A 15765-nucleotide genomic window follows, 5' to 3' on the forward strand; every position below is an offset into this window, starting at 1 on the left:
GGCTCCAGGGATCGCGGTGCTTTCTGGAGCCCTCCTTCGAGGCTGCCGCTTCGCGTCCGCACCTCAGGAAGAGGTGGTTGGTGGGAGTTCGCGTGCTCGTTCATGGAGTCGGAAAAGGCCATCACGCCGCCTTCCCCTCGACCTGAGCATGAAACACCCGCCGCAGCGCAAGCATGTGCTCGCAGGGGCCGCGCATCAGCTTGTTGTGGCCGTAGAAGTAGCAATCGCAGCGCGCCTCAACGAGCCGGTCGTCTGCATCCAGAGCGATCATCGGCCGGTGCGTCTTGCCGTCGTCCAACACCTCGCCGCGGACGATGCGGCGGCCGTCGCGCTGGTCGGTGGACGCGATGGTGACGAGGCGTGCCTCAATGAAGCGGTCGGCCTTCTCCTCCTCCTCGGAGGCGAAGCGCAGTGCGCCCATGGCGAGCGGGTCGCGGGCCAGCTCGCGCAGGCGGTAGACGCCCTTGTCGAGGTCGTACATGGCCCGCCCGTTCTGGACATAGAGGCCGAGGGCCCCGGCAACGAGCGTGCGATCGAGGCCCGTTTCGGCACTGAGCGTCTCCACCGTTGCGAAGTGATGCTTTCGGAGTGCGCCGAAGACCCGCTCGGCTGAGGCCTGATCGACCCTGGTGCGCGGCGCCAAGAGATCGAACTGTCCGGCCCGGGACCAGTCGTTCGCAGTCCAGCCCGAGAGGCCGAGGGTGAAGCGCAGGCCGCCGAAATCCACTACCGCGAAGGATGGGAGGCCGGTGCCGAGGAGATGCAGCCGCACGGATTTTGCCAACGGGAGGGCCCGCGCGAGAATGGCGAGGCGGCGGCGGCCCCAGAGCCGGATCTCGGCGCCGCTCGTCCCGCGATAGATCGAGCGCCTGAACGTCAGCCGCTCGCCCCAGGGCTCGATCAGCACGCTCACCGGCTTGTCCGGCTCCAACAGGAAGCGCAGCGAGCGCGGCCCGTGGCGCTCCTTCTTCGCGGCGAGCCGGGTGATGATCGTGTGCATGTCGACCGGGTGCAGGTCGACGACGTGGGCCGGCTGCGCCATGGCGCTCGACACCTGGAGGAAGCCGCGCATCCAGCTGTCGGGCAGCTCGATCTTGTCCTCGCGATAGGTGTTCTCGCCCGTGGTCTGCACCTCGAAGCCGGTCGGATCGATCGACAGGGTGGTGTCGCGGTAGCTGCGGATCTTCTGGAACTCGTCGTAGAGCGCGTGGCTGTAGTCGATGTTCGTGGTGCCGCAGGCCATGTCCTCGATGCGCTCGAAAACGTCGTGGTCGCAGGACAGGCGGCCATAGGTGGATTCGTCGAGGCTGAAACACTCGAAGAAGACCTCGTCCGGATGCACGGTGATGACCGGATCGAGCACGATCCAGGCGTCGCGGTCGGCCTTGTAGAGCCAATTGAAGTAGCGCTGACGGGCATCGTAGAACGGCTTCATCAGGTCGCTGGAGCGCTTGCCGATCTCGCTCATCTCCTGGCGAAGCGCCTCGATCCGCGCCTTGGTGTCGTCGCGGTTGGCGAAGGCCTCGGCGAGAAGCTGCTGCTCGTGCCCCTTCAGCCACTCGAAATAGGCCGTGCGGTCCTTCGGCTTGAAGCGCAGGTCCGACACGACGACGTGGTGGAGCGCCGAGATCGCCTCGCGGAACGGCAGGTGCCGGGCCACGCGGCCGACGAAATAGGTCGGCTCGCGCAGGGTGTCGGGGGCGAAGCCGAGCAGCGTCGAGGCGGCGTCGGACGAAGCGCGGGTCTCGCCGAAATAGCGATGGACGAAGTTCATCAGGCAGCGTGTCCGGTCGGGCGGCTCGCGAGCGGACGGCGCGCGATCGGCAGAGAAGCGGAGGCGGCGAGGCCGGGATGGGCTTGGGCGATGTCGCGCAGGGCCAGCACGGCCTGCGCCCGGTCGCGCTCGGTGCCCGACAGGGTCAGGTCGGAAATGAGCGGCAGGACGGCCTCGGCGCGCGCCGGGTCGCGCAGGGCCTCGACCTTGAGAAAGGCGGCCATCCGGTCCTTGGCGACGCGACCCTTCAGCACCTGCAGCATGATGATGCGGGCGAGCGGAATCAGCTTGGCGAAGGCCTCGTCCGACTGCGCCTGCCCGATCAGCATCTCGGTGACGAGGAGGTGCATCGACTGGGCGGGATGTTCGAGCAGACGCGTGAGCTGCGCCTCGGCATTCTCGGGCCTGAGGCGGCTGCGCAGGAGATGGCGGGCGAAGGCGAGGACCTCCGGCTTCACGCTGTCAGTGACGACGGCGAGCGTGCCCGGCGACCAGACCTCGGGCGGCCAGGACTCGAACTGCCGCCTCGCGAACTCGTAGACTTCGGGCCATTCGGATTCGACGAGCGGCACCGCATCCTCGGCTTGCGCCTGAAAGCGCTGCGGCGCGGCCCCGTAGGCGGCTGTGGCCCATTGACGAGTCGCCAGGTGGGCGTGGTTGCCGAGCCGGGCGATCTGCCGGACGGAGAAATCTTCCGCCTTTCGGCCGGCAAGCAGCTCGGTGCCGAGCAACTGTGCCCCCTTGGCGCGGGCCTGGAGCAGACGCCAGACCATCCCGGCATCAAGTGCAGCGAGCTGTGCAGGCATCGCTTCGCGCAGAAGGGCAACGATGTCGGAGGGATAGTCGTCGTCCGGCGCGGTGGCGAAGAGCGTGTCGATGAGCTCGCGCGCCAGTCTTTCCGCGGTGGCCGGCTCGCGCGCGGCGATGCGGGCGACGAGTGGCCGGGCTGCTTGCCGCAACCGGGTCGAGCCCGAGGTTGCGAAGGCGAGCATCAGCGGCGCATGCCGCGACAGATCCTCGTCGCGCAAGCCGCCAAACAGCGTGAGGGCGGCTTCCTGCACGTCCTCGGAGGGTGACCCGAGCAACTCGCGCCAGGTCCCGTCCGGCAGCGTACCCGGATCGATGCCGCTGAGGCCGAGAAGGTCGATGCCTGCGGCAACCACGGCCGGCGCCCGATGGCTCATCAGCCGCCGCATGTCCGCATCGCCGAGCGGCATGGAACCGCCGGTCCAGAGATGACGGAGGCGGCCGCGCACGGTGCGGATGGTCGCGGCCTCCGACTCGCTTGGTTCTGTCGGCTTCGCCAGCAGCCAAGCGACGATCTGGTCCGTCAGCGGCTTCGAGAGCTCCGAGGCGAGCCGGCGCTCGCGTGCCCAGCCGAGAATCGGCTCGGCGAGGTCGGCATGCGCGGCCGTCAGCACGGCGAAGGCGAGGTCTGGGCTTGCCCAGGGCAAACTGGGCTCGCTGGCGATGCGGTCCGCTGCGAGACGGCGCGCCTCGACCAATTCGGCCCCGATCAGCAAGGCGAGTAATTCTTCGTCCGGGGCTCCGCCTGCGAGGCGCCCGCGCGCCTCCTCGAAGCCGAGTTGCAGCACCTCGGCATGCGCAGACGAGAGAAGCGCAGCGAGCTGGCCGGAGGTGAGCCCGGCGAGGAACCCTGGATTGGCCCTCAGCACGCGTACACCGAGCATGGCCACCGGCCAGATCGGGCTCCGTTCGGCGAACTGCAGGCCGAGATCGGGTCGTGCGTGCCAAAGCTCCGAAAACGCCTCGGGCCTGCTCGCCTCATGGCCTGAGGGCAACTCCATGAAGCTGAGGCTGCTCGGGCGCGCTTTCGCGCGCGGGTCGTTGCGCTGAAGCAGCTGGCTTGCCGTCCAGTTTTTCGCGAGCGGGCCGGAGGCTCTTTGCTCGCGCTCCCACTTGCCGCCTTGCCGCTGGACGAAATGAGTCCAAGTCGCGGGTCGGGCCAAGTCCGTCTCACGCAAGCCCAGTAGATAGGCGGCGGCAAGCTCCGCAAAGCTCGGATCGTTCAGCTCACCGCGTTTGCGCAGGGTGCGCCAGGTACGCCGGCGCAGGTACCGGAGGGTTGCCTCCGACAGGCCGACCGCGGCCTGTGCCCCGCCCGGCATCTCGCTCGGCTCGACGTATCGCCTGAGTTCGGAGACATAGACCTTGCCGCGATAGACGTTCCCGGGTCGGTACATCGGCGTCGCGGTCTCGAAGCGAAGCGCCGTCGCGGCGAAGAGCAGGCCGTCATCCGCCATCTCCGCGTATTTGTAGATCTTGCGAAGTCCGATCAGGTAGGGCGGCCGAGGCGGCAGGCGCCCGATGACGGCGGCGAGAACGACCTGCAACGCCATGTCGCCTTGAGCCCTGTGTGCCAGCGCCACGAGGGCACGCCCGAGGTCCAGGGCTCGTGCCGGGTCGCGCGGAGCGGCGAGCTCGGCGAGGGCGCCGGCCAGGCCGTCCGCATCCCGCGCTTCGGCAGCCCGCTTCAGCGGATTCGCCAGAGGCAGGGCCGCCTCCTCGCGGGCCTCACCCATGAGCCGCGAGACGAGAGCGAAGCGCGCGAGCTCCCCGACGAGCTGGCTGGAGGCCGTCTGCGCGATGATCCGCAGGGCTGGCGCGGCCTCGGCTCCGCCGGCCCGCGCCAGGGCGAAGACCAGCGAGTAGCTCGCATCGCGTCCGGTCTTCCGCGCCAGTTCGAGCAGTCCGGCCGTGGCCGCGCGGATGCGGACCTCGCCGATGCGCCAGAGTAGCCGGTCGAGATCCTTCGCGGGCCAGGGCGAGCGCAGGCAGGCATCCAGCCTCGCGAGCAGCTCGCGCTCGCGCCCGCCCTCCTGCGGCGCACGCGCTTCCGTCTCGCGCTCTGCGGGGATGGTCTCGTCGGTTCGCCGATAGCCCTCGTTGACCTTGGAGACGACGACGCTGTCGAAGATCCTGTCGGCCGACTCACGCGTCGCCGGGCTCGTCGTCTTGGTGCCTTCGCGCAAGGAAGCGCCGCGCCGGCCGTAACGGAAATTGACCAGGTAACGAACGTCGCCGGCGAGCCCGTCATTCTCGACGAGATCGACTTCATAGACCTTGTCGGACGTCCCGCCCTTGAACCAAAGCCTTGCCGAGCGGACGATATGCATCAGGACCTGAGCAGCTCCGAACCGGGGCGCTTCCTATAGCAACGCTGTACGGAAACTGACAAACCGATTGCTGCGGCACGCTCCCGGTCGACCTTTGCATAGGCATAGAACAAGCCTGCATCCTTACGAAATTCGGCCGTTTGATCTGGCGTCGTCTCACCGTGTTGGGCAGAAGGCACCGATGAGACGCCGCGGAGCCTTTCCTGCCAGCCTGATGAGTCCGGCACCGAAATCAGGGTGCGGCCGGTGAGCGGCGCGGAGACCGTCGATCTCCTGCGCCGCGCCGAACGTCTCGAAGAGGACGCAGCGCGGCTGCGCGCCCAGGCGGGCCAAGTAACGAGCGCCCGGAACGCGCCGACGGCAGAGGCGCTTCAACTGGCCGAGGATCGGCTTCGGCGCGCTCAGGAGGCCGGCGGCATCGGCGTGTTCTCGGTCGGGATCGATGATGGTGTCCTCCATCCGACGCCGGAATTCTGCCGCCTCTACGGGCTGCCAGAGCAGGCGAGCCATCCCGCGACGGCATTCGAGAGCCTTGTCGTTCCCGAGGACCGGCATCTGATCTCGACGGCCGAAAACCGCAGGCATGGCGAGCCACCCCGGGACGTCGAGTACCGGATCCGTCGCGCCGATACCGGCGAACTGCGATGGATTGCCCGCAAGGGCGGCATCGAGCGCGACGAGTCCGGCCGTCCAGTTCGCTTCTCGGGCGTGGCCCTTGACGTCACCGAGCAGAGATCGGCCCGAGACGCGCTTCGCGAGAGCGAGGAGCGCTACCGGGTCCTGTTCGAGGCCATCGACGACGGATTCTGCATCATCGAGTTCTTCGACGGGCCTCACGGTCCCTTAAGCGACTATGTCCATGTCGAGGCCAATCACGGCTACGAGCGCCACACCGGCATCGCGAACATCGTCGGCCAAACGCTTCGCGGCTTGGCGCCCGACGAGGCTGACGGATGGCTCGACCTCTATGGCGGCGTACTGCGAAACGGCCAGTCGATCAGGTTCGAGCGATACTTTGCGACTGCGGGGCGTCATATCGAAGTCTCGGCGGCCCGCGTCGAGCCCGCCAGCCGGCGGCAGGTTCTCGTGCTGTTCCGAGACATCACGGCGCGCAAGCACGCCGAGGACGCCCTGCGCGCGAGCGAGCGGGAGGCACGCGAGAATGCGCAGCGCGTGCAGCTCGCCCTCGAAGCCGGCGCAATTGGCGGCACATGGTTCTGGGACATCCCAGCCGATCGCTTCATCGTGGACGAGGCCTTCGCGCATAGTTTCGGGCTCGATCCCGCGGTCAGCCGGGAGGGCCTGAGCCTGTCGCAGATGCTGGAAACCGTTCACCCGGACGATCGGACCCAGCTCGCCGAATCGATCGAGGCCGCGATCACACGCGGGGGTCGCTACGCCCATCAATATCGGACCCGCCGTGCCGACGGAAAATACTACTGGCTGGAAGCGAATGGGCGCGTCGACCAAGCGCCGGATGGCACGCCCCTGAGCTCGCCTGGCGTCGTCATCGACCTGCAGGAGCGGCGTGCCATCGAGGCTGAACGCGACCGTGTCACCGCGATGCTGAGAGCCCTCAACGAGACGCTGGAGCAGCGCGTCGCCGAGCGTACGGCGGAGCTGATGCTGACTGAGGAGGCCCTGCGGCAATCCCAGAAGATGGAGGCTGTCGGCCAGCTCACCGGTGGCTTGGCGCACGACTTCAACAACATGCTGGCCGGCATCGCGGGCTCTCTGGAGCTGATGCAGTCACGCATGCTCCAGGGCCGGGTCTCGGACCTCGATCGCTACATCGCCGCCGCGCAGAGCGCGGCCAAGCGGGCGGCGGCGCTGACCCATCGCCTGCTTGCCTTCTCGCGCCGCCAGACCCTCGACCCAAAGCCCACGGACGTGAACCGGCTGATCGAGGGCATCGTCGAACTCGTGCGCCGCACCGTCGGCCCCTCCGTGGCGGTCGAGGTCGTCGGCGCGGGCGGGCTCTGGCCGACTTTGGTCGATCCGAGCCAGCTCGAGAATGCGTTGCTGAATCTGTGCATCAACGCCCGCGACGCGATGCCGGACGGTGGGCGCATCGTGATCGAGACGGGCAATCGCTGGCTCGATCACCGGGCGGCCAAGGAGCGCGACCTGGAGCCGGGTCAGTACATCTCGCTCTGCGTGTCAGATAACGGCACCGGCATGACATCGGACGTGATCGCAAAGGCGTTCGATCCGTTCTTCACGACGAAGCCCATGGGCGAGGGCACCGGGCTCGGCCTCTCGATGATCTATGGCTTCGTGAAGCAGTCGGGCGGCCAGGTGCGGATCTATTCGGAGCTCGGCGACGGCACGATGATCTGTCTCTACCTGCCCCGTCACCTCGGGGAAGCGGCCGGCCCGGACCTCGTGCCCGATCTCTCGGAGGCGGCGCGCGCCAAGGTCGGCGAAACGGTGCTCGTCGTCGACGACGAGCCGACCGTGCGGATGCTCGTCACCGAAGTCCTGGAAGATCTGGGCTACGCAGCGATCGAGGCGGCTGACGCGGCCTCGGGTCTGAAAGTGCTTCAATCGGACGTGCGCATCGACCTCCTCGTGACCGATGTCGGACTACCCGGCGGGATGAATGGGCGCCAGATGGCGGATGCTGCTCTGAGCAGCCGGCCCGAGCTGAAGGTGCTGTTCATCACCGGCTACGCCGAGAACGCCGCGTTGAACCACGGCCATCTCGCGCACGGCATGCAGGTGATGACCAAACCGTTCGCCCTGGAGGCGCTCGCGACTCGCATCCGTGGGATTATCGAGGGGGACGCCTGACGGCGTTCGATCATGGACGCAAAGTCGTGGCCGAGCGCGGATCGATCCCGCTCCGTCAGGGCCAGACCTTGATCGCAACCGGTCTGCGGACGAGGTCACGGTTCGAGGTGATCTCGCAACCCTTGGTCGCCAGCGTCGCGTAGAACAGCGCGGCCGTGTCGCCGACGTCATCGAAATTGCGGCCCTGCGCGGACGGATCGAGCAGAGAGGGGTAGGCGATCAGGCCGCTCCCTGCCCCGCAGACATCGTCGTAGAGTGTGGCTCCAGCCAGAAGCAGGCGCGGGTCGTCCCAGGCGACGAGGTCGCGCGAGGTCGTCCAGTAGAAGCCCGATTGTGGGAATTGGCCTCCGGCCTTGGCCATGAACACGGCGATGAACACCCCTGTGCCGCGATGGCGCACCACCGAGCCGACAGGAGCCGGGAATGGGGCGATCGGCTTGCAGGTGTCGGTGCGCTTGCCGGTCGTCCGATAGGGGTCCGGGAAGGCAGCCGTGAAACCCGTTCCCGTCCAGGCACGCCAACTCGCGGGGTTTGCCGGCGTCTCCGTGCGGAAGACGCAGACGCCGCTCCCCTGATCGCTGCCTGGCCTGTCCCACCCGGTGGTCGAGGCGAGGAAGTAGCGGTAGCGGCCGTCGGAAAAGATGTTCGAGGGGTTGAAGAAGCCCCGGTGCCTGCCCTGGTCGACCTCCTGGCGAAAGGGTGCGCCGGCCACCACCACGGGCGGCGTGCTGCGTGGGAAGCTCAGGCCACCATCGACCGAGGCCGCGCCGAGCACGGTGTTGTACCAGCACTCCATGTAGACCTTGGAGCGGCAGCGCCCCGGGTGCTCGTTGGCTTGGTATTCGTGATGAAGCAGGGCCGCCACGGCTTTGCCGTCTTCGGTCCAAGTCGCCGTGATCCACGAGCGATCGTCGTAGAGAGCCGGATCGTCCCGCTCGCCGGATTCGAGCACGACCCGGCAATCGATCTTGAGGTGGTCGAGATCCGGGCCTCTCAGCGCCCGGTTGCGGTAGTGCAGCCCGAAAAGGGCCACCGCGCCTGTCGCGTCGCGGAAAGCCCTGGAAGGAGCGTCGGGCACGTCTGCCCCGTCGCATGCATCGCGGGTGGCGACGAAGACCGGCGATGGCGGGCCGACCAGCGTCAGTGCGGAAAGCGGGGGATCGCCTTGGGCCCGCGCGGCACAGGCGAGCATCAGCGACCCGAGGAGGCCGGCGAAGACGCGAAGGATCATCGGGGCAGCCTGGACATCTTCGGCAAAGTCAGTCTTGAACCGTTACAGACAGGTTGCCGTCGCTTCGTCGGGGCACGGCGTCCACAGGTTGAACGGCCCCGCGGGAAACACGATGGCGATCCTGATCCTCGGCCTCGTGCTGTTTCTCGGCACCCATGCCTTTACGATGTTCCGCGGGCCGCGCGCCGAATTGATCGGGCGTGTCGGAGAGAATCGCTACAAGGGCGTCTACACGATCCTGTCGCTCCTCGGCTTCGTATTGATGATCTGGGGGTTCGGCCGCTACCGCGCGGACGGGATGATCCCGGTTTGGGATCCGCCGGTCTGGACGCGTCATCTCGCTGTGCTGCTGACGCTGTTCGCGTTCATTTGCCTCGCTGCGATGGGGCCGAAGCCGAGCCACATCCAGGCAGCTGTGAAGCATCCCATGTTGCTCGCCATCAAGATCTGGGCGACGGCGCACCTCCTCGCCAACGGCGATCTCGGTTCGATTTTGCTCTTCGGCGGGTTCCTGGCCTGGGCGGTCATCGCCCGCATCAGCCTCAAGCGGCGCACGGACGAGCCCGCTCGCAAGCTGCCGAAGCCTGCGCCTTCGGGTTGGCGCCGCGACATCACCGCCGTGCTGGCGGGCATCGTCGTTTGGTTCGTTTTCGCGCGCTTCCTGCATCCGCTCCTAATCGGTGTGGCCGTTTGGCCGGGGCAGGCCTGACGTCTTCCTCCGTCTTTCCCATTCGCCAAAGCCGGGCCGTCGTGCTAGGCGCGCGCCCTTGAGCAGGTTGAGGCGGGTTCGGCCCGATTGGGCGCCCGGAACGGTATGGCCGAGAACAACGAGTTCTTTCGCGAGGTCGAAGAGGACTATCGCCGCGACCAGATCGCCGCGATCTGGAAGCGCTACAGCGCGCTGATCATCGCCGCGGCGGTGCTGCTGACGGCCGGTGTCGGCGGCTGGCGCTACTGGCAGCATGCTCAACTGGTCCGTGCCGAGCAGGCCTCCGAGCAGTTCGACAAGGCGACCAAGGCGGCGACCGCCGGCAACGACGCCGAGGCCGACAAGGCCTTCGCCGAACTGCGCAACGACGGCACGACCGGCTACAAGATCCTCGCCCGGTTCCGCACCGCTGCCGACCTGTCGAAGCGCGATGCCGCCGCCTCGGCCGCCGAGTACGACAAGCTTGCCGCCGATACCTCGCTCGGAGACGGCCTGCGCGATCTCGCCCGCCTGCGTTCCGCGCTGATACGCGTCGATGCCGCCGATCCCACTCCCGCGATGACGAGCCTCCAGGGCCTCGCCACGCCGACCGGCACCTTCCGGCACACCGCCCGCGAGATGCTCGGCCTCGCTGCGCTCAAGAAGGGCGAGTACGAGGCCGCAGGCCGCTGGTTCGACCAGATCGCCGGCGATGCCGAGACCCCGCAGAGCCTCCGTCAGCGGGTCGAGGTCTATGAGGCGCTCGTCTCGGGTGGAACGGTGACGGTCACCGAGGCCAAGCCCGAACTGGCCGCGCCGCCACCAATGACCCGCTAGAAATCCTCGATTGTAGACTGACACCATCATGGACATGCCGACCGTCGCGATTGTCGGCCGCCCGAATGTCGGCAAGTCAACCCTGTTCAACCGTCTGGTTGGCAGGAAGCTCGCCCTCGTCGACGATCGGCCCGGCGTTACCCGCGACCGCCGCGAAGGCGACGTCGCCTTCGGTGGCCTCAAATTCCGCGTGATCGACACCGCCGGCCTCGAAGAGGCCGACGACGACACACTGACTGGCCGCATGCGTCTGCAGACCGAGGCCGCGATCCTCGAATCCGACGTCGTGTTGTTCGTGATCGATGCCCGCGCCGGCGTGCTCCCCGCCGACCGGGGCTTCGCCGAACTGGTGCGCCGTTCGGGTTGCCCGGTGATCCTGATCGCCAACAAGGCCGAGGGCACCAGCGGCCTTTCCGGCGCCTACGATGCATTCTCGCTCGGGCTCGGCGATCCGATCCCCTTCTCGGCCGAGCACGGCGAGGGTGTCGGAGAGCTCCACACGGCCCTGCAGGAAGTGCTCCCGGAGCCGGACGACGAAGACGAGGACGACGACCCCCGCGGCAAGGCCCTGCGCGTTGCCATCGTCGGCCGGCCGAATGCCGGCAAGTCGACGCTGATCAACCGCATGCTCGGCGAGGATCGTCTGCTCGTTGGCCCCGAGGCAGGCATCACGCGCGACTCGATCTCTCTCGACTGGGAATGGCGCGGCAAGCGGATCAAGCTGCACGACACGGCCGGGATGCGCCGCCGCGCACGGATCGATGACAAGCTGGAAAAGCTCGCGGTCTCTGACGGCCTGCGCGCCGTCCGCTTTGCCGAGGTCGTCGTCGTGCTGCTCGATGCCACGATCCCCTTCGAGAAGCAGGACCTCACCATCATCGACCTCGTCGAGAGCGAGGGCCGTGCCGTGGTGATCGGTCTCAACAAATGGGATCTGGTTGCCGACCAGCCAGGCCTGCTGAAGACGCTCCGGGAAGACTGCACGCGACTGCTGCCGCAGGTGCGCGGCGTCGGGGTGGTACCGCTCTCGGGACTGGCCGGAGAAGGCATCGACAAGCTGTTGCAGGCCATCATGGCCGCGTCCGAAGTCTGGAGCCGCCGCGTCTCGACATCGCGGATCAACGACTGGCTCAACGACGCGACCTCCCGGAACCCGCCGCCGGCCGTCTCGGGCCGTCGCATCAAGATCCGTTACGCGACGCAGGTGAAAAGCCGGCCGCCGCATTTCGCGTTGTTCGGCAACCAACTCGACGCGCTGCCGAAATCGTACACGCGCTACCTGGTCAACTCGCTGCGCGAGAGCTTCGATCTGCCCGGCACGCCGATCCGGCTGTCGCTCCGGACGACGCGCAACCCCTTCGACAAGGGCTGATCCGCCTCACGCGTCGCCGCGCGTCGTCTTGGCGAGCCAGTCCACCACTGAATCCATGGCGTGGCGATTGCTGGTCTCGCCGTCCTTCGCCTTTTCGAACAGCGCGATCTGCCGGTCCGCGCTGGTTCCCTCGCGGACGATGCGGTGGGCGTGCTCGACCTCGGCGCGACAGCCGAGGGATTCGACGTCCTCAGCTATCAGCGAGAGCACCGTGTCGAGATAGTCCGGGAAGGGATAGGCCTGCTCGGAGGCCTCGTCGATCAACTCGGCCTCCACGCCGTTGCGCTGGGCGCGCCATAGATTCTCCTGTGCCAGTGCCCGCGAGACGCCGCCGAGATGGGCATTGAGGTCTGGCCGCCGCTCCACGAGGCGCACGAGGCAGCGATAGATCGCGGCGATGGAGAGCGCGTCGTCGAGCCGAGTGCAGCTATCGGCGATGCGCAACTCCAGCGTCGGGAACTTCATCGACGGGCGAAGGGAGTACCAAAGAAAACTGGCATCCTGGATCGAGCCGGCATTGATCATGATGCGCACGTAGCGCGCGTAGTCTTCCTCCGTGGTGATCAACTCGGGTAGGCCGGTGCGGGGCAGCTCACCGAAGGCGCTGAGGCGGTAGGCCGAGAGGCCGGTCGGCTTGCCCTGCCAGAAGGGCGAGGAGGCCGAGAGGGCGAAGAGCAGGGGCTGGAACGGCAGCAGCCGGGTCATCAGCCCGACGCGGTTGTCCGGCTCCTTGACCTCGACATGAACGTGCATGCCGCAGATCAGGCTGCGGCGCCCAGCGAGCCCGACATCGCGCAGGATGCCGCGATAGCGGTCGCCCTTGGTGGGGAGTTGCTTGGCCCAATCCGCCACGGGATGGGTGCCGGCGGCGAAGACCACGAGCCCATGCTCGCGGCCGATATCGCCGAGCTGGCAGCGCTGCCGATGCAGCACCTCGCGCGCCTTCGCGAATTCCGTGGAGGGCGGCGTGCAGACCTCGACCTGGCATTGGAGCAACTCGCGCCCGATCTCGGGCAGCCGCTCGCCAGCCTCGACATGGAACGGCTTCACCGAGCGCCGCGGCGTACCGCGGGTCTCCGCATCGGCTAGAAAATACTCTTCCTCGATGCCGAACTGGTAGCCGTGACCGGCCATTCCGCGCCCTCCCCTGGCGCCCGGCTCGAACAGACCGGGCTCGGAGAACGTGTAGCGGGGCCGTTCGGTTCAGGTTGGCTGGATGCGCAACGCACCGCCTACCAGCCAGGCGGGATCGAACCAGCGGTCGGCCTCGCCGTCATAGGGCAGACGGGTGATGTCCCATTGCTGGATGTACTTGGCATAGACGTTCCAGACCGCGATGCCGCCGCCGACATAGATGCGCCGGCCCGGATAGCGCGCGAGCACCTCCTCGGGGTCCTCGTGCGAGCGGATCACATCGATGGTGCGGTCCTTGAAGGCGAATTCGGGAACCGAGGCGATCGTCTTGGGGCCGGCGATCAGGACGTGGCCCATGGTGATCGCGAAGAAGCGCGTCACGTCCTCGACGAAGACGGGATCGGTGTTGCCCTCCCAGGGGAGATGACCGTTGAGCCCGAGCTGCCCGCTCTGGCCAATGGCGCACATGCTGCGGACGTCGATCATGCCAGGGCCTCCGGCGGACCGAAGGCGAGCAGCTGACCGGTCGGAAAATCGAAGATCTTTCCGCTCTCGGTCCAAGCTGGGGAGGCCAGCCGCACGAAGCTCGGAGCGAGGTCCTCCGGTGTCTTCAGCGTCTCCGGGTCCTCGCCCGGCATGGCCGAGCGGCGCATGGCGGTGCGCAGCGGGCCGGGGCTGAGCAGCATGGCGCGGATGGGCGTGGTCGCGCTCTCGGCGGCGTAGGTGCGCACCATGGCGTCGAGCGCGGCTTTCGAGATCGAGTATGGCCCCCAATAGGCCCGGCACTTCGAGGCCGCACCGGAGGTCACGAAGATCGCGCGGCCGGCATCGGAGCGGCGCAGCAGCGGATCGAGGGAGCGGATCAGCCGCCAGTTCGCGGTGACGTTGATGTCGATCGTCTGCTGCCAGACCTTGGGCGTCAGGTGCCCGAGCGGCATCAGCGCTCCGAGAATGCCGGCATTGCCGACGAGGATGTCGAGCCGGCCCCAGCGCTCGTCGATCGCCGCGCCCAGCCGATCGATCGCGTCGTAGTCGGTGAGGTTCAAGGGAACGAGTGTGGCGGTCGAGCCGGCGGACTGGATCGCGTCGTCGAGCTCTTCGAGGGCGCCCTGCGTGCGCGCCACGGCGATCACATGCGCGCCGGCCTCGGCCAGCGCCAAAGCAGCGGCACGGCCAATGCCGCGCGAGGCACCGGTGACGACGGCGATCCGGCCGTCGAGCGGTTTCGCTTCATTCCCAGCCATCGCGGGATCAGTCGGCTTCGGCGAGCAGGGCGAGGCGGCGCTCACCGGCGATCTTCAGGTCGGTCAAACCCGTCGGGTAGTCGCCCGTAAAGCAGTGATCGGTGAATTGCGGGCAGGCCTCGTTGCGACTCTCCTCGCCCATGGCGCGGTAGAGGCCGGGGATCGAGAGGAAGGCCAGCGAATCCGCGCCGATATAGTCGCGCATGCCCTCGAGGTCGTAGGTCGCCGCGAGCAGCTTCTCACGCTCCGGCGTGTCGATCCCGTAGAAATCGGGATGCGTGATCGGCGGCGAGGCGATCCGGAAATGCACTTCCTTGGCGCCGGCCTCGCGCATCATGCGCACGATCTTGATGGAGGTGGTGCCGCGCACGAGGCTGTCGTCGACGAGCACGATGCGCTTGCCCTCAACCGCGGCGCGGTTGGCCGAGTGCTTCATGCGCACCCCGAGCTCGCGCACGGTCTGGGTCGGCTGGATGAAGGTGCGCCCGACATAGTGGTTGCGGATGATGCCCATTTCGAAGGGCAGCCCGGTCTCCTGGGCGTAGCCCAGGGCGGCGGGCACGCCGGAATCCGGCACGGGAATGACGATGTCGGCCTCGGCCGGCGCCTCGCGGGCGAGTTCCTTGCCGATATTCTTGCGGATCGCGTAGACGCTCTTGCCGTTCACCACCGAGTCCGGCCGGGCGAAGTAGATGTATTCGAAGATGCAGGGCCGCATCGGCTGCCGCTCAGCGAAGCGCATCGACTCGATGCCCTCCTCCGAAATCACCACGACCTCTCCGTTCTCGATGTCGCGCACGAAGCGGGCGCCGATGATGTCCAGCGCGCAGGTTTCCGAGGCGAGGATGTAGCGGCCGTCGAGTTCGCCCAGCACCAGCGGGCGGATTCCGAGCGGATCGCGCGCACCGATCAGCTTCTTGTTGGTCAGCGCCACGATGGCGTAGGCGCCCTCGATCCGCTGCAGGGCATCCACGAAGCGCTCGATGATGCGAGGTTTCCGGCTGCGTGCGGCGAGGTGCAGGATCACCTCGGTATCCGAGGTCGACTGCGTGATGGCGCCTTCGCTGACCAGCTCGCGGCGGATCGAGAGGGCGTTGGTCAAATTGCCGTTATGGGCCACCGCGAGCCCACCACTGGCCAGCTCCGCGAAGAGCGGCTGGACATTGCGGAGCACGGTCCCGCCCGTCGTCGAATAGCGGGTGTGGCCGATGGCGGCGCGGCCGCGCAGGCGCTCGATGGTGGCACGATCGGAGAAGTTGTCGCCGACGAGGCCCTGGCGGCGCTCGGAATGGAACACCAGCCCGTCGAAGGAGACGATGCCGGCCGCTTCCTGGCCGCGATGCTGCAGGGCGTGCAGGCCGAGGGCGACCACCGCCGAGGCATTCTCGTGGCCGTATATGCCGAAGACGCCGCACTCCTCGCGCAGCGTATCGCCATACTCGCCCAGCGGATCGCGATCGCTCTCCACGTCAGGGACGCTCACGCCGAGCTCAGGCATGCCGATACCGAATCCTCGTTGCCGGAACCGGGCTCCGGACGCTCTTGGAAAACCGCT

General features: G+C 67.6%; 11 protein-coding genes. 4 read left to right on the forward strand and 7 right to left on the reverse strand.

Translation table 11 applies throughout. The annotated features are described in order from the left end of the window. Nucleotides 1–121 precede the first annotated feature (121 nt). Complete coding sequence (locus HCU64_RS07930; RefSeq protein ID WP_233383286.1) at nt 122–1774, reverse strand: SWIM zinc finger family protein; 1653 nt, start codon at nt 1772–1774, stop codon at nt 122–124. Next, nucleotides 1774–4911, reverse strand: coding sequence for a hypothetical protein (locus HCU64_RS07935; protein ID WP_233383287.1), 3138 nt, complete (start codon nt 4909–4911; stop codon nt 1774–1776). The genes HCU64_RS07930 and HCU64_RS07935 overlap by 1 nt, the downstream gene beginning before the upstream one ends. A 237-nt stretch (nt 4912–5148) precedes the next feature. On the opposite strand from HCU64_RS07935, the gene HCU64_RS07940 reads away from it, so the two are divergent. Further along, the gene (locus HCU64_RS07940; RefSeq protein WP_442785928.1) at nt 5149–7704 is read left to right on the forward strand and encodes a PAS domain-containing protein; all 2556 of its coding nucleotides are present in this window, start codon (nt 5149–5151) and stop codon (nt 7702–7704) included. Nucleotides 7705–7759: 55 nt separating this feature from the next. On the opposite strand, the gene HCU64_RS07945 is transcribed toward HCU64_RS07940, so the two are convergent. Beyond that, nucleotides 7760–8935 carry a hypothetical protein gene (locus tag HCU64_RS07945; RefSeq protein ID WP_233383289.1) on the reverse strand — a complete coding sequence of 392 codons (1176 nt, stop codon included), beginning with the start codon at nt 8933–8935 and terminating at the stop codon, nt 7760–7762. A gap of 112 nt (nt 8936–9047) precedes the next feature. Between HCU64_RS07945 and HCU64_RS07950 the strand changes: the two genes are divergently transcribed. The 3 genes from HCU64_RS07950 to der all read left to right on the forward strand — a co-directional run bounded on the left by HCU64_RS07950 (nt 9048) and on the right by der (nt 11832). Continuing rightward, the gene (locus HCU64_RS07950; RefSeq protein WP_233383290.1) at nt 9048–9644 is read left to right on the forward strand and encodes an NnrU family protein; all 597 of its coding nucleotides are present in this window, start codon (nt 9048–9050) and stop codon (nt 9642–9644) included. A gap of 105 nt (nt 9645–9749) precedes the next feature. Further along, the gene (locus HCU64_RS07955) at nt 9750–10460 is read left to right on the forward strand and encodes a tetratricopeptide repeat protein (RefSeq protein WP_233383291.1); all 711 of its coding nucleotides are present in this window, start codon (nt 9750–9752) and stop codon (nt 10458–10460) included. 28 nt (nt 10461–10488) lie between these two features. After that, nucleotides 10489–11832: a ribosome biogenesis GTPase Der gene (gene der, locus HCU64_RS07960; protein WP_233383292.1), complete on the forward strand. Its 1344-nt coding sequence runs from the start codon at nt 10489–10491 to the stop codon at nt 11830–11832. Nucleotides 11833–11838: 6 nt separating this feature from the next. Here der and HCU64_RS07965 read toward each other — a convergent pair whose 3' ends face one another. The 4 genes from HCU64_RS07965 to purF form a co-directional block, all read right to left on the reverse strand. Then, on the reverse strand, nt 11839–12966 hold the full coding sequence (locus HCU64_RS07965; protein ID WP_233383293.1) for a carboxylate-amine ligase: 1128 nt from the start codon (nt 12964–12966) through the stop codon (nt 11839–11841). 69 nt (nt 12967–13035) lie between these two features. After that, nucleotides 13036–13452: a dihydrofolate reductase gene (locus tag HCU64_RS07970; RefSeq protein WP_233383294.1), complete on the reverse strand. Its 417-nt coding sequence runs from the start codon at nt 13450–13452 to the stop codon at nt 13036–13038. Beyond that, nucleotides 13449–14210 carry an SDR family NAD(P)-dependent oxidoreductase gene (locus HCU64_RS07975; RefSeq protein WP_233383295.1) on the reverse strand — a complete coding sequence of 254 codons (762 nt, stop codon included), beginning with the start codon at nt 14208–14210 and terminating at the stop codon, nt 13449–13451. Before HCU64_RS07975 ends, HCU64_RS07970 begins: the two co-directional genes overlap by 4 nt. Nucleotides 14211–14217: 7 nt before the next feature. Then, nucleotides 14218–15708: an amidophosphoribosyltransferase gene (purF, locus tag HCU64_RS07980; protein ID WP_233383296.1), complete on the reverse strand. Its 1491-nt coding sequence runs from the start codon at nt 15706–15708 to the stop codon at nt 14218–14220. Nucleotides 15709–15765 lie beyond the last annotated feature (57 nt).

Origin of the sequence: Methylobacterium sp. C25 (assembly GCF_021352225.1) — a bacterium.
GTDB lineage: Bacteria > Pseudomonadota > Alphaproteobacteria > Rhizobiales > Beijerinckiaceae > Methylobacterium.

Coding starts and splice junctions, on each gene's coding strand:
- HCU64_RS07930 (WP_233383286.1), bottom strand. CDS start 1,774: ATGAACTTCGTCCATCGCTATTTCGGCGAGACCCGCGCTTCGTCCGAC.
- HCU64_RS07935 (WP_233383287.1), bottom strand. CDS start 4,911: ATGCATATCGTCCGCTCGGCAAGGCTTTGGTTCAAGGGCGGGACGTCC.
- HCU64_RS07945 (WP_233383289.1), bottom strand. CDS start 8,935: ATGATCCTTCGCGTCTTCGCCGGCCTCCTCGGGTCGCTGATGCTCGCC.
- HCU64_RS07950 (WP_233383290.1), top strand. CDS start 9,048: ATGGCGATCCTGATCCTCGGCCTCGTGCTGTTTCTCGGCACCCATGCC.
- HCU64_RS07955 (WP_233383291.1), top strand. CDS start 9,750: ATGGCCGAGAACAACGAGTTCTTTCGCGAGGTCGAAGAGGACTATCGC.
- der (WP_233383292.1), top strand. CDS start 10,489: ATGGACATGCCGACCGTCGCGATTGTCGGCCGCCCGAATGTCGGCAAG.
- HCU64_RS07965 (WP_233383293.1), bottom strand. CDS start 12,966: ATGGCCGGTCACGGCTACCAGTTCGGCATCGAGGAAGAGTATTTTCTA.
- HCU64_RS07970 (WP_233383294.1), bottom strand. CDS start 13,452: ATGATCGACGTCCGCAGCATGTGCGCCATTGGCCAGAGCGGGCAGCTC.
- HCU64_RS07975 (WP_233383295.1), bottom strand. CDS start 14,210: ATGGCTGGGAATGAAGCGAAACCGCTCGACGGCCGGATCGCCGTCGTC.
- purF (WP_233383296.1), bottom strand. CDS start 15,708: ATGCCTGAGCTCGGCGTGAGCGTCCCTGACGTGGAGAGCGATCGCGAT.